Source organism: Archangium sp. Cb G35, assembly GCF_001896145.1.
GTDB classification, from domain to species: domain Bacteria; phylum Myxococcota; class Myxococcia; order Myxococcales; family Myxococcaceae; genus Archangium; species Archangium violaceum.
In genome coordinates, this window is record NZ_MPOI01000005.1 from 393,249 (window position 1) to 405,653 (window position 12,405).

Annotated in this window: 9 protein-coding genes; 2 read left to right on the forward strand and 7 right to left on the reverse strand. The window is 68.7% G+C overall.

The window, feature by feature from the left end:
* Window positions 1-5: 5 nt before the first annotated feature.
* Window positions 6-533 carry a DUF4240 domain-containing protein gene (locus BO221_RS17920; RefSeq protein WP_073561667.1) on the reverse strand — a complete coding sequence of 176 codons (528 nt, stop codon included), beginning with the start codon at window positions 531-533 and terminating at the stop codon, window positions 6-8.
* A gap of 273 nt (window positions 534-806) precedes the next feature.
* On the opposite strand from BO221_RS17920, the gene BO221_RS17925 reads away from it, so the two are divergent.
* Window positions 807-3,077 carry a membrane dipeptidase gene (locus BO221_RS17925; protein ID WP_369865162.1) on the forward strand — a complete coding sequence of 757 codons (2,271 nt, stop codon included), beginning with the start codon at window positions 807-809 and terminating at the stop codon, window positions 3,075-3,077.
* A gap of 103 nt (window positions 3,078-3,180) precedes the next feature.
* Here the strand turns inward: BO221_RS17925 and BO221_RS17930 are convergent, their stop codons facing one another.
* Entirely contained in the window at window positions 3,181-4,752 is a 1,572-nt protein-coding gene (locus BO221_RS17930; RefSeq protein ID WP_073561865.1) for a hypothetical protein, read from the reverse strand.
* 199 nt (window positions 4,753-4,951) lie between these two features.
* On the opposite strand from BO221_RS17930, the gene BO221_RS17935 reads away from it, so the two are divergent.
* On the forward strand, window positions 4,952-5,650 hold the full coding sequence (locus BO221_RS17935; protein WP_073561669.1) for a bifunctional 2-polyprenyl-6-hydroxyphenol methylase/3-demethylubiquinol 3-O-methyltransferase UbiG: 699 nt from the start codon (window positions 4,952-4,954) through the stop codon (window positions 5,648-5,650).
* A 3-nt stretch (window positions 5,651-5,653) separates the two neighbouring features.
* Here BO221_RS17935 and BO221_RS17940 read toward each other — a convergent pair whose 3' ends face one another.
* From BO221_RS17940 to BO221_RS17960, 5 genes are all read right to left on the reverse strand, one after another.
* Window positions 5,654-7,561, reverse strand: coding sequence for a hypothetical protein (locus tag BO221_RS17940; protein WP_073561670.1), 1,908 nt, complete (start codon window positions 7,559-7,561; stop codon window positions 5,654-5,656).
* 7 nt (window positions 7,562-7,568) lie between these two features.
* A complete protein-coding gene (locus BO221_RS17945) occupies window positions 7,569-8,261 on the reverse strand; it encodes a response regulator transcription factor (RefSeq protein WP_073561671.1) in 693 nt (230 codons plus the stop codon).
* Window positions 8,258-9,781: a cell wall metabolism sensor histidine kinase WalK gene (locus BO221_RS17950; RefSeq protein ID WP_073561672.1), complete on the reverse strand. Its 1,524-nt coding sequence runs from the start codon at window positions 9,779-9,781 to the stop codon at window positions 8,258-8,260. The genes BO221_RS17945 and BO221_RS17950 overlap by 4 nt, the downstream gene beginning before the upstream one ends.
* Before the next feature lie 135 nt (window positions 9,782-9,916).
* Window positions 9,917-10,675, reverse strand: a complete 759-nt coding sequence (locus BO221_RS17955) for an Imm52 family immunity protein (RefSeq protein WP_073561673.1) — start codon at window positions 10,673-10,675, stop codon at window positions 9,917-9,919.
* Window positions 10,676-10,684: 9 nt separating this feature from the next.
* Window positions 10,685-12,064, reverse strand: coding sequence for a Tox-REase-5 domain-containing protein (locus BO221_RS17960; protein ID WP_233166097.1), 1,380 nt, complete (start codon window positions 12,062-12,064; stop codon window positions 10,685-10,687).
* Window positions 12,065-12,405: the final 341 nt, after the last annotated feature.

A 12,405-nucleotide genomic window follows, 5' to 3' on the forward strand; every position in this document is an offset into this window, starting at 1 on the left:
CCGGGTCATCCCCGGCCGTATCTCGCCCAGAGCCTGGGGAACCTCCGCTGGAGGTTCCCCTCGTCCTCGTTCCAACGCTCTCCAGCGGGCTCCTCGGGAGACGGTCCTGCGTACTCGGGGAGCTCCTGCCCTGTCAGCTCCTCGTAGACTTCAGCTGGCACATACTGGAACTCCTCGAAGAAGACGTCCTCGACTCCAGGCGCATCGGCGGCCTCGACGAGTGATTCCGCGTCCGACATCGCGGCCTCGAAGACGCCGCGGCCCATGGAAATCAACCAGCTTCGGAAGTCCGCGAAGCCATCATCCGAGCAACCGCCCGCGATGAGGTAGGCGGCCCCCCACAGGTCCCAGTGATATGCCGTGGCCATCCGTTCCAGGAAATGGTTACGGAAGTCCAGGATCTCCTCGGGTGGCAACTGCAGCAGCAGGCGCCTGAGCTCCTCTCGTTGCCGCTCCATGTTCCCGTCAATCCGGTCTGGGTCGAACCCGCTCCGGGATGACTCGATGAGCTTCCAGAATTGCTCGGCGTTCATGCGGATGAGTCTCCTTGAGTTCAGCCACCTCCCGGGCGCGCTCTTCACGAACTTGTCCAACTGTTGGACAAGTTTGACGAGACCGTGCCCGGAGGGGCCTCTCCTGCTCTCTAGCTGAAGGCAAACCCCTGCACGGACTCTCTAGAGAAACAAACCGGGGCGGATTTTTTGACCCCCTCTCTTCATTTCCAGGTTCACGGGCGGTATCAGTGAACCTCCTGAAAAGGAGGTTCTTTCATGAAATCCCCCTCCCATTGCAGAGCAGTGCTCGTCATGGCGTTGGCGCTCGTGCTGACCCAGGGTTGCAGCCCCGTGCAGCCGGAACCCGAGGCGCCCCAGCTGGGGACGAACCAGCAGCGGGCGGTGAGCGGCTTCGCGGAGCTGCACCACCACATGTTCGCCGAGCAGGCCTTCGCTGGCGGCTGGTTCCACGGCGGCCACACCGGCGCGCTGACGCGCTGTGATGGCGGAGCTCCGGAGAGCGACCATGCCCGCGTGCGCATGGACCTGAGCGAGCTGCTCAACCTGTGCCCCAACTCGGGCAGCGTGGACCTGCGCGGGGTCCCGATTCTCTCGCAGTTCTTCGGCATCGCGGGCGCGGTGGGCTCGGAGTTCATCGGGAAGATCGAGGGCACGGAGGGAGACACGGGCCTGCACCTGGGCCGGCGCGAGGTGGGCTCCGAGTGGCCCCGTTGGGACACCATCGCCCACCAGCAGTCCTGGGAGGGCTGGCTGCGGCAGGCGCACCAGGGCGGCATGTCGCTGGTGGTGGTGTCGCTGGTGAGCAATGGCTTCCTGTGCAGCGCCCTGCCGTACCAGAACCTCGAGCGCCCGTGCGACGAGATGGCGGACGTCGAGGTGCAGTTGCAGATGGCCCGCGACTTCGACGCGCGCACGGACTGGGCGGAGATCGCCCTGTCGCCCGCGCATGCCCGGCAGATCATCGGCGCCGGCAAGCTGGCGATGGTGCTCTCCATCGAGACGAGCAAGCTCTTCGGCACCAGGGACTGGCGCAGCGAGCTGGACCGCTTCCACGCGCTCGGGGTGCGCTCCATCCAGCCGGTGCACCAGTTGGACAACCGCTTCGGTGGCGCGGCGCTGCACAACGCCATCTTCCAGGCGGCCCAGTTCATCGAGAACTGCCACATCGACTTCGACTGCGGTGTGACGACGGGCTCGTTCACGCTCGGCTTCGACGTGGCCCGGGACGCGGCGGGCAACTGCCGCAACACCAAGGGCCTGACGGCGGACGGCAAGGCGCTGGTGCAGGCGATGATGAACAAGGGGATGCTCGTGGACATGGCGCACCTGTCCGAGAAGAGCACCCAGGACGCCTACGCCATCGCCCAGGCGAACAACTACTACCCGCTCTACATCTCGCACGGCCACTTCCGCGAGGTGATGAACCCGAAGCTGGCGGAGGACGAGAAGACGACGCCGTCGTGGGCGGTGCGCTACGTGCGGCAGACGGGCGGCATGTTCGGTCTGCGCACGGCGCATGACGAAACGCGCGCGTACACGAAGTCCGGCATCGCCAACAACTGCCAGGGCTCGAGCCGCTCGGTGGCGCAGGCGTACGAGTATGGCCGCCAGGGATTGAAGGTGCCCATGGCGTTCGGCGCGGACTTCAACGGCTTCATCCAGCAGACGCGGCCGCGTTTCGGGCCGCACGGGGCGTGCTCGGCCGGCTTCCAGGCCGAGGCGGATGATCAGGCGCACCAGCAGGAGGTGTCCTGGCCGGGGCGGTTGGGCACGGACTTCGACGAGAAGGGCCTGGCGCACGTGGGCCTGCTGCCGGACCTGTTGAGGGACCTGGGGCGGCTGGGGGCGAACACGGCGGGGCTGTCGGGCTCGTCGGAGACGTTCCTGCTGATGTGGGAGCGGGCGAGCGGGCCGCGCGCGGGCATGGCGGACCCGGCCTCGGACATCGACACGACGGGCATTGCCCCCTACGAGGACAAGTCCGTGCGTGAGGCGCGTTACCCCACGGTGTGTGGCATGGCGTACGCGCCGGACTCGAAGACGCTGAACGAGGGCTGCCGCTTCGATGCGGAGTGCATCAGCGACCAGTGCACCTCGGTGCTGTGCTCGACGTTCGATGGGCGCTGCGTGTGCAATGACGACGGGGACTGCGGCGCGACGAGCTACTGCCAGAACGAGATTCCGGCCAACCCGGGGGACAACGACTGCGTTGCGAAGAAGGGCAACTGGGCCTCGTGCAGCCGGGATGGGCAGTGCCTGTCGGGGGCGTGCGGCGGCTGCGCGGACGCGGTGGGGTGGTGCTTCACGCCGCGGTCCAAGGCGTATGGGCAGACCTGCAAGTCGGACAAGGAGTGCACGACGGACCGGTGCAGCGCGGACTGCTACATCAACCCCACGGGCTCGTGCCTGTGCGACAGCGATTCCCACTGCGCGAGCAACCAGTATTGCGGTTGGGGAACGAACTCGGGCAAGTGCCAGAACAAGAAGTCGCGCGGGGCGGTGTGCGGGAGCGACCGGGAGTGCATCTCCAACAACTGCCGCTGGTCGTTCACCTGCGCCTGAGCCACTTCCCCTCTCCCACCGGGAGAGGGTCGGGGTGAGGGTGCCGGAGACACCGGGTTCCCCTCCGTGAGGACGGAGGGGACCCGTGCTCCCATCCAGAGCGTCAGTTCCCCGAGTAGATGCCGATGGCGCCGGGGACGCGGTTCTCGTCGCTGCCCTTGAAGCCGACGAGGATGCGGCGCCCGTTGCCGCGGTCCACCTGGATGTCGGCGACGGTGCTCATGCACAGCCGCCGTCCGAAGTCGGTGCAGCCGTAGGTGTGCACCTTGCCGTCCTTCACGCGGAAGACGGCGCCGAGCCAGCGGGCGCCGGTCCACACGCTGCCGTCGGTGGAGTCCACGGCCACGGTGGACAGGTGCGGCACCCCGACGTCGAGGTAACGGACGTCACCGCCCTCGGCGTTCATCCGCGCGAGCCCCTTGGTGAAGGAGCTGACCCAGACGGTGTCATCGCCGGCCACGGACATGCCGGACACGTGGTCATCCACGCGGTCGGCGGGCCGGGAGAGGTTCGGCTCGCCCACCTTGTCCGGCCAGAGGTCGAAGCGGTTCCAGGCGTAGGGCTGGTCCTCGCTCATGCTCTGGGCGCGCCAGTAATTGTGGCTGTTGGAGCCGTACCGGAAGCGGGTGGAGCGGTTGGAGCCGCCGAAGAAGACGTCCCCGCTGGGGTGGACGGCCACGCCGTAGTAGGCGTCGGTGAGGAGGACGACGTTGCCCTGCTCGTTCAAGGCGTTGATGTGCGGGTGCACGTGCTCCATGACGCCCGAGCAGGAGAGCTGGCCGTTGCAGGTGTTGTTGCCCGTGTAGCGCGCGTCGCCACGGGAGAAGCCGTGGTTGCCGCCGAACCAGACGCTGTTCGAGTTCTTGTCGTAGGCGATGCGGAGGATGTTGCAGATCTTCTCGCGGCCGCGCAGCTCGTCGCGCACCACGCCGGGGCCGGAGAAGATGTCGTAGTGGACGACCTCGAGCGTGCCATCCGCGCGCAGCGTCACCTTGTCCGCGTCACCGCTCTTGTAGCGGGAGGGGTCCGGGCTGGGGCCGTCCCAGTTGCTCTCGCAGTGGTTCGAGCCCGTGCCGGGCCTGCCCTCGTAGCCCACGAAGACGGTGCCCGCGGGGCCGCCCGCCACGGAGATGACCTTCAGGTACTTCTCGCCCGGGGGCGCGCTGCCGTCCGGCATGAAGCCATAGGGGCGCAGCCCGTCCGCCATGGTGTAGCGCTGGAGCTTGTCGGCGCCCGGACGGAGCAGGAAGAGGCCGTCCTCGCCGCCGGCGACCCAGACGTTGCCGCCCTCGTCCGCGGCGACGCCGTAGACGCGCCGGGGTCCGCCGTGCTGGGTGCCGTAGAACCGCCAGCCCGGGGGAGAGGTGAACTGGATGGCCTCCTCGGGTGGAGGCGGCGGTGGAGTCACCGGCCCCGGGCCGGGCGTCACCGGGCCTGGATCGGGCGTCACCGGGTCCGGACCTGGCGTCACCGGGCCTGGATCTGGCGTCACCGGATCCGGGGTCACCGGGTCCGGGTCCGGGGTGGGCGTCACGCCGTCCCCCTCATCCCGGGGCGAGTCCAGTCCGGGGTTGTTCCGCTCGGACTCGTCATGTCCGCTTGTCGTCTGCGTGCAGCCCGTCCACATCGCGCCCGTCACGACGAGCGCCGTCGCCCACCGCCATCCGCCCTTCATGTCGCTGTCCACCCGTTGCGAGGAATCCGGGTACCCACGCGGTACCCTCGTCCCGAGCTATCGCAAGCCGGGTGCCAGCCCGGTCCGTCCCGGAGACGGGCCCTTGCGTCGGCTCCCGGACAGCCCCTGGGTACGCCGATGCCCAGGAATGGCAGGGTCCTGACCCCGCTGCGCCTCCAACCGTGCTAGTCCGGAGCAGATGGCCGGAAACGACACGCGTGGCCGCACGCCGCTCTCCCTCGTCGGGCAGGAACCCGACATTCCCTTCTACACGCGCCAGGCGGCCGAGCATGGGGGCCCCGTGCTGGTGCTGGGCGCGGCCAACGGGCGTGTGGCCTGGGCGCTGGCCGGGGCGGGCCTGTCCGTGCTCGGGGTGGACCCGTCCGAGCGCATGGTGCAGGCCGCCGAGGAGCTCCGGAGCTCGGAGCCGCCCGAGGTGGCCGCCCGCGTGCGCTTCCTCCACGCCGACCCGCGCTCGCTGCGCCTGCCCGAGCGCTTCCCCGTGGTGCTCGCTCCCCAACATGCCCTGGGGATGATGGGCTCGCAGGAGGACCTGGAGGCCTTCCTGTCCACGGTGCGCCACCACCTGGAGCCGGAGGGCATCTTCGTCTACGACGTGCTCAACCCGCCGCCCGAGCCCACTTCGCTCCGCGAGGACGAGGAGCCCGGTGCCGGGCTCGAGCCGCGCCGTCCGGTGTTCGCCTTCCACCTGCGCGAGCGCCGGCAGCCCGGGGCGCCGCTCGGCATCCGCCGTCTCAAGCTGAGGCCCTTCACCGCCGAGGAGCTGGACGCGGCGATGAAGGCCTGCGGGCTCACGCCCCGCGAGCGGTATGGCCGCTTCGACGGCAAGCCGTTCGATCCCGAGGACACGCGGCACATCGGCGTGGTGGAGGGGTGAGGCTCAGTACCTGAAGGTGGCGCCGCCGAGGAGGACGGGGGTGGACAGGATCCGGTTCCGCCCGGGCTCGAGGACGGCCTCGAGTTGGCCACGGACGAAGAGGCGGGAGAAGCGCGTCACGTCCACCTGGGCCTCGGCATGGGCCCCGAGGTCCGCGGGGGCGGAGAAGCCACTGCCCCCAGGGTCCCATCCGAGGCCAATGCTCGCGCTCCCACCGAGGACGAGTCCGAGCCGGAGCTGCGTTCCGAGTTGCAGCTCCGCGCCGGTCTCCAGCGCCAGGGTGGCGGCATGCATGCCCTGGAAGGCGTACCCATCGGACGGGTGGAGCGCCGCCTTGTAGCCGGGCGAGTCCAGCGCCACGGCTCCGAACACGCCCGCCCGCTGCCGCTCGCCGAAGCGCTTTCCGAGCCGGGCGCGGACGCCGATGACGGAGGTGTCGACGCCGAGGCTCCGGTCGAGCGCGAGGAAGCGCGTGAGGCGCAAGGGGAGCAGGACCACCCCGATGGCGAGCTCCTCGCCGGTGGCCGCGTTGTTCAGCTCGAAGCGGCGTTGGACGGGGGTGAAGCGGAGGTCGGCATACGGGACGGTGACACCCTCCGGGGTGGAGCCCAGGGCGATGTGCCCGTCGAGCGAGGCCCAGAGCAGGTACTCCGGGGTCCGCACGGCGTCCCACGTATCCTCCGGCCCCACGGTCTCGTGGAGCAGGAAGCGGGTCCGGAGCAGGGCATTCCACGCGGAGCCGTCGTTGCGGAATCCGCCGCCGCCGAGCTCCAACAGCGGCCGGAGGATGGCCTCGTCGAAAACCGGGGCTTCGTACCGGGGCGCGGGCGTGGAGGGCTCCGTCGCCGCGTTCTCCGGCCCGGCTCCGGAGCTTCCGCCCGTCTCCGCCGCGAGCTGGGCGAGGTCCGGCGGGTTCCGGCCGCAGGCGGCCCAGATGGAGAAGTCCTGCTGACGAGGGACCTCGCCCCGGGCGAGCAACTCCCGGACGTAGCGGGTGTTGAAGTCGTCGGGTTTCCGCGGGTAGCGCGCGTAGAAGCGGTAGTGCTCCAGGAAGGTCTCGCTGTCGAGCCGGGGGCAGTAATCCCGCCGCAGGTTGGCGCGGACCTCTTCCCAGCGCATGGGGACGAACGCGGAGTTGTTGACGGTCTCATCGAACTGGGGAGAGACGTAATCGCGCCAGTCGAAGGGCCGCGTCAGCCGCCATCCCTGGGGGGTCTTCAGCAGCCGGGGATCCTCGTCCCGGCAGAGGCTCCGGTAGAAGAGGAAGCCCTGGTAGTTGGCCTCGAGATCTCCGAACGAGAAGACGCCCGTCGTCACGGAGCCCAGGGTGCCGCTCTCCGTCTCCACGCCGTAGCGGACGATCCGCTCGAGCGCCTCGCGCTCGGGGACGTCCTTCTTCATGAGCTCGCGGAAGCGCTGGTGGTACTTCCATCCCGTCTGGAAGAAGTGGGAGAGCTTGTCGGCGCCCATGTGGACACCGGCGACGGTGAAGGTCGCCTTGATGCCGAAGGACAGGCCCCAGTCCCAGAGGCGCGCGTTGCGGTAGATGGAGGATTGGGCCTCGAATCGCCGGTGGTCTTTTTTGGTGGGCACCCGGTCGATGCGGGGGGAGTTCTCCGCCCAGAGCTCGATTTTGTGGAGGCCCGAGATGCGGAAGCGCTGGTAGACGCGGTGGGCGACGTCCTGGCAGGAGTACTGGTCCCAGCTCGCGCGCCGGTTGACGAGCGCCAGGGCGCCGAGGATGTCCCGGTTGATCTTCTCGTTGAGGACCTCCAGCGAGTCGCGAGGCGGCTTGTCGATGGCGAAGTACTGGTCCGTCTCCGTCGCCCGGGCACTTCCCGGGAAGGCGGCCCACAGGCTCAGGGCACCGAGCCAGGACCGCCACGGGATGAGGGAGTGCCGGCGGAGCATGGGCGCCTCAGCGCTCGAAGCGGTAGCCGAGCCCGCGCACGGTGAGGAAGTGCTTGGGGGCCTCGGGGTCCGGCTCCAGCTTGAGCCGGAGCTGGCGCATGAAGTTGTCCACGGTGCGGGCGCTGCCCTCGTAGCCGTAGCCCCAGGCGGCGCTGAGCAGCTCCTCGCGGCTGAAGGTGCGCCCCGGGTGCGCGAGGAAGTAGGCCAGCAGCTTGAATTCCTGGGCGGTGAATTCCACGGGCTGTCCGCCGCGGGTGACCGTCTTGGCGCTCAGGTCCACCTGCACGTCGCCGAAGCCCGTGGTGAGCGGTTGACCCTGGACGGGGTAGCGGCGGCGCAGCACGGCCTTGATGCGCGCGAGCAGCTCCTGGAGGCCGAAGGGCTTCACCACGTAGTCGTCCGCGCCCAGGTTGAGGCCGAGGATTTTATCCATCTCCGCGCCCTTGGCGCTGAGCACCACCACGGGGATGTCGCGGCCGCGCTGGCGCAGCTCCTTGAGCACCTCGAAGCCGTTGAGCTCGGGCAGCATGACGTCGAGCACCAGGAGGTCCGGCGACTCGTCGAGGGCGCGGGCCAGACCCTGGCGGCCGTCCTGGGCCTGGAGGACCTCGTAGCCCTCGAAGTTGAGGTTCATGGACAGGCCGGTGAGGATGGCCAGGTCGTCCTCCACCACCAGGATGCGTGTTGGCTTGTCGCTCATGCCTTCCCCACGGGGAGCTGGATGGTGAAGCGGCTGCCCTTTCCCAGTTCGCTCTTCAGGGTGATGTGCCCGCCGTGAGCCTCCACGATGTGCTTGGCGATGGCCAGTCCCAACCCACTGCCCTCCGTCTTGCGGGTGAGCAGATTGTCTACTCGATAGAAGCGCTCGAAGATGCGCCGCCGGTCGCGTGGCGCGATGCCCACGCCGTGGTCCTCCACGGTGAGGTCCACCCAATTGCGGCGGGCGCGGGCGGTGAGGGTGATGCGCTTGTCTTCCTTGCTGTACTTGTAGGCATTCTGCAGCAGGTTGAGCAGGGCACCGGCGATGGCCTCCTTGTCCACGAGGACCGGGGGGAGCTGCCCGGGCAGGTCCACGGAGAGTTGCAGCTCGCTCTCCAGGCGCTGGGCGCGGAAGGCGGACACGGCGGCGTCCACCACGGTGGGCACCGGGAGGAGCTCCGGGTGGTACACCTTGCGGCCGCTCTCGATGCGGGCCCAGTCCAGCACGCGCTCGACGAGGGTGCTCAGCCGCTCGGTCTCCTGGGTGAGCATCTGCAGCACCTGCTGGGTCTGCGCGGGGTCCTTCACGCGGCCCAGGGCGAGCGTCTCGATGAACATGCGGATGGAGGTGATGGGGGTGCGCAGCTCGTGGCTCACCAGGGAGACGAAGTCCGTCTTCATGCGCGAGAGCCGGGCCTCGCGGTACAGGACGCGGCCGGTGTAGACGACGCCGAAGGTGAGGGTGACGTAGAAGAGGCCGAGCAGCACCACGTACACCACGCGGTTGCGGGTGGAGGCGCGGGCGATGGGGTCCTCTCCGGTGGGCACCACGGCGAGCCGGAAGTCCTGGAGGGGAGGGGGCAGCACCTGCTCGGCGAGCACCAGCGGCCCGAGCGCGTTGGCGCGGGCCTGGGCCACCTCCAGCGCGAGCTTGCCCATGAGGCCCTCGCCGGTGGCCTCCTGGCGGGCGAGGAGGACGAAGCGCACGGGCTCGTTGGAGGTCACCGGCTCCTCGGCGCGCTCGGTGAGCAGGGCCTCGAGGGCCTCCTGGGAGAGCCGGACGCCGTGCACCACGTCCCCCTGGCGCTCGGCGGAGAAGAGCGCGGCGCGGCCGCCCACCATGAGGGAGAAGTGCGAGGTGCCGGCGGGGAAGTCCCCGGCGGAGAACGGGGTGGCCTGCAGGGCGGCGGCGAGCTCCGCGTCGGAGGAGCTCACCTGCTTGTCCTCCGCCCGGAAGGAGACGGGGGTGGACAGGAGCCGTCCACCGGGGGCCACCACGCGGGGCTGGCCGTCCACGAGCTCGAAGCGCGAGGCCCGGAGCGCCGAGGGCAGGTCCTCGATGAGGGCCTCGAGCGTGCCCTGCCAGGTGGCCTCCAGCCGTTTCTCCACGGCGGCGCGCTCGTTGATGATGGCCACCACGCCGAAGCCGGAGAGCCCGGCGGAGGGCAGCACCACGAGGACGATGAGCAGCGCGAAGGTGCGCCGGAAGCTGAGGATGACGGAGGGTTGTGGACTCGGCACGGCCCCCCTCCTTTACCTCTCCGGTGGGCCGGACGCTCGCGCGACGTGCCAAGCGGTGTCTCGGGGCGGCACCAAGGCCATCCAGCTCGGCGATGCTCCAGGTGGGGGCTGGTCGTACATCCCCCCCGTGCCGGGTCATTCGTCGGCGGAGTCGGATCCGGCGTCGGGGGGCTCGGGGATTGCGATGAGGCCCGCGCGGTCGAGCCGCTCGCGGATGCGCTGGGTGAAGGCCACGTGCTCGGGATTGTTGGCCGTCATGGGTTCCGGGGAGAGGACGAGGAGCCAGCCGAGCGCGCCCACCGGTGAGACATGTACGGGGGCGGGCAGGGGGGGCAGGGCACCCAGGCGGCGAGACAGGTACGTCAGCCATCCGACGCGGACTTCACGCCTTCCCTGCTCCACGAGGCGCACCATCTCCGTCGAGCTGGCGATGGCGTAGTCGGGCTCCCACGCGGTGGCCATGGAGGTGAGCACCTCGGCGAGCACGGGCGCGCGCAGCAACCGCTCCCGCACGGTGCTATCCGAGGACGGGTCGAGCAGGCATGTATTGGGTCCACCCCATGGCGAGTACTTCCCACACGAGAGCGAGAGGAGGGTGAACTTCTGCTTCGTGTTCCACGTGGTGATGCGGAAGCCTAGATCCTCGATGACGTTCTTGCCGAGGTCCGTGCGCGGCCTCCCCTGAAGGAACAACCGCTCCAGTTCATTCATCTCCGGATGGAGCGGGTGGCCCGGCAACTCGCGGGGGAAGCCACGGCCCTTACGATACCACTGGGCGAAGGAAGGATCGCACCGTGCCAGCATGTGGAAGTACAGCTCCGCGCGCCGGGCGCACTCCAGCGCCGTCTCCTTTCGAGGGCCCCAGTATGCCCCCACATAGTAGTCCTCTTGCATGTGTGCTCCTCACTGCGCTGGTCGTGTATGGCGGACGTCGATGTTGCTCCATCCTTCTTTTTCGAAGAGTCTGCCGAGGATCTTCACAACCTCCGCATCCGCCACGTGCCAGATCAACGGCAGCTTCAACCGCTCGGCGAGCTTCGACTGTTTCTCGGCCTGGACCATCAGCTCGTCAAATCCCCCTGAACGCATGTACCAGGGCCGGGGGGTGCCTTCCGGGGTGAAGAAGTTCTTGTAGTTGGGGCCCTTGGCCTCAAGCAGCGCCTTGCCCGTGAAGCCGTCGAACTCCACCTCTCCAATCATGTACACCCGCCATGCGGGCTGCCCTGTCACCTGTTCCTGGTAGTCCAGGGCGTCCTTGGATTTGGTGGTGGGCGTCTTGTGGGCCCACCGGCCGGGCCCTTGCGGCGGGGTTGCCTTGCCTCCGCCAGGGCCGCTCTTCCCCTGGCGGCTGCTTGCCATGTGAAGGATGGAGAGGGAGCCTGGTCCGGCACCGAGCGTGGTCGTGACCGTGCCCGCTGGCACCACCGCCCTGCTCAGGGCCAGTTCGCCTCTTGCTGTGAGCGACAGCACGGGCAACTCCGCGCCCAACCCGCCCATGCGTCCCATCGTGGCTGCTCCACCCCCGAGCATCATGACCACGTGCGTGGACAGCCGCGCTGCCTCGCGTATCTGGTCCTGCAAGGACATGGCGCCAAACCGCGCGAAATACTCGGGGGAGGAGGCGATGAGGAGCGCCACCGTGGTGGGGAGCTGGGCGAGACCCTCCATGCTCCGGATGGGGTGGAGGATGGACTGGGCGAGCGCCAGGGCCATCTCGCCCATTGCGTCCTGCGCTCCGTCCAGGGCGGTGTTGAGCCAGTCGCGCTCCAGGCCCAGCTCGGCCCAGGGCGGGGTGTCCGCGCGCCGCAGGGCGTCGTTCACGGGGTAGATGACACCCGCGTGCGAGAAGTAGAATGCGCCCACGACGAGCCGCCCCACCTTCCATTCCCCCTCTTCCAGGGTCACCTGCCCCATGCGCTGGAGGGGCTCTCCGGTGAGCGCGGTCACCAAGTAACCGTCTGGACGTACCAGCACCAGGAGCTCGAATCGTTCCGTGCGCCTCAGCACCTCCGCGTAGTCCACGCGCTCGCCGCCCGCGAGCACCTCGCCCAGCAGCCAGGTGAGGACCCGGCGCGGGGCGAGATTCCTCTGCGTTACTGGTGTCCTGGCCAACCGGTTCCAGAGCTGATGCGCCTGTTCCGGGGAGAGCGCCGCGCCCACCGGATGCTGGGACTCTTCCTCAAGTCCACTGGACTCCTGCACTAACTGGAAGGCCTCCGTTTCCTGTTCGAAGAAACCGCCCCCACTGCCTTCCTCCTCGGTGCGCGTAGGAGACGAATCCAATCGTGGTGTTTTGGAACTCAAGTCTGAGTGGAACGTCGGGGCGGGCGTGTTGTGGCTGTATCCGCTCAGCAGGCTCTGGCGTGGATGACTTGTGGCGCACCCCTCCAGCAGCACCAGCGCCACCAGTGTCAGGAAGACCGTGCCGAAGGGGTCGCAGCGTGTGCAAGGTTCTAGCTTTGAGCGAATAACAGACATGCCCGCCTCTTGGAGGGTCATCACTTGGTGGTGACGACGAGCCCATCAGTGCATGAATAAGAGCCAGTTTCGGTAGACCTCAACCTTGACCAACTGCTCCTCGGACGAGAAGAGGGCGAGGGCTGCTGGGGACGAGAAGAGGGCGA

Coding starts and splice junctions, on each gene's coding strand:
- BO221_RS17955 (WP_073561673.1), bottom strand. CDS start 10,675: ATGCAAGAGGACTACTATGTGGGGGCATACTGGGGCCCTCGAAAGGAG.
- BO221_RS17920 (WP_073561667.1), bottom strand. CDS start 533: ATGAACGCCGAGCAATTCTGGAAGCTCATCGAGTCATCCCGGAGCGGG.
- BO221_RS17935 (WP_073561669.1), top strand. CDS start 4,952: ATGGCCGGAAACGACACGCGTGGCCGCACGCCGCTCTCCCTCGTCGGG.
- BO221_RS17925 (WP_369865162.1), top strand. CDS start 807: ATGGCGTTGGCGCTCGTGCTGACCCAGGGTTGCAGCCCCGTGCAGCCG.
- BO221_RS17930 (WP_073561865.1), bottom strand. CDS start 4,752: ATGAAGGGCGGATGGCGGTGGGCGACGGCGCTCGTCGTGACGGGCGCG.
- BO221_RS17945 (WP_073561671.1), bottom strand. CDS start 8,261: ATGAGCGACAAGCCAACACGCATCCTGGTGGTGGAGGACGACCTGGCC.
- BO221_RS17940 (WP_073561670.1), bottom strand. CDS start 7,561: ATGCTCCGCCGGCACTCCCTCATCCCGTGGCGGTCCTGGCTCGGTGCC.